Source organism: Rhizobacter sp. P1_G5 (genome assembly GCF_056405435.1).
Genome location: NZ_JBFUCB010001208.1, coordinates 1 through 548 on the forward strand (window position 1 = coordinate 1; position 548 = coordinate 548).

Consider the following 548-nt stretch of genomic DNA (forward strand, 5'->3'; position numbering starts at 1 on the left):
CCTGGAGAATTTCAATTTTCGGAGGTGGTCACGGTTCGTGACCACCTCCACCTTCTCCTCGGGGCTGAGGGCAAACAGGAAGTCGCGAGGAAATCGATTGGCATTCCGCTTGACAGCCCGGTTCAGCACCTTGGTCGACACACCCGTACAGCACGGCCAAGTCGGCATCAACAATCACCTTGTGGCCACGCACGACCGGGATGCGGCTCCCAATGGCCGGCTGACTCTCGCGTAATATCGCTCGCCATGTCCGACATGCTCGTCACCCTCTACAAGCTGCCACCGCTCGACGACGCGCTGGCCTCGGTGCAACGCCACGGCATCACCGTGCGGCGGGCGCTCGCGCCCGAGAAGCCGCGCATCCTGGCCTGGGCGGCCGAGCATTTCCCCGGCTGGGTGGCCGAGATCGATGTCGCGATCGGGCGCCTGCCTGTCGCCTGCTTCATCGCCGTGCGCGAGCAACAGATCGTCGGTTTCGCGTGCCACGACGCGACCTGCAAGAACTTCTTCGGGCCCGAGGGCGTGCTCGATGCGGTGCAAGGTCAGGG

At 64.6% G+C, this 548-nt stretch carries 2 protein-coding genes; one reads left to right on the forward strand and one right to left on the reverse strand.

Annotation, left to right across the window (positions count from 1 at the left end; translation table 11 throughout):
- Positions 1-168: ORF6N domain-containing protein (locus AC1D12_RS34995; protein ID WP_477845630.1), on the reverse strand; the 168-nt coding region annotated here is incomplete at its 3' end.
- Between the two features lie 78 nt (positions 169-246).
- Between AC1D12_RS34995 and AC1D12_RS35000 the strand changes: the two genes are divergently transcribed.
- Positions 247-548: hypothetical protein (locus AC1D12_RS35000; protein ID WP_477845629.1), on the forward strand; the 302-nt coding region annotated here is incomplete at its 3' end.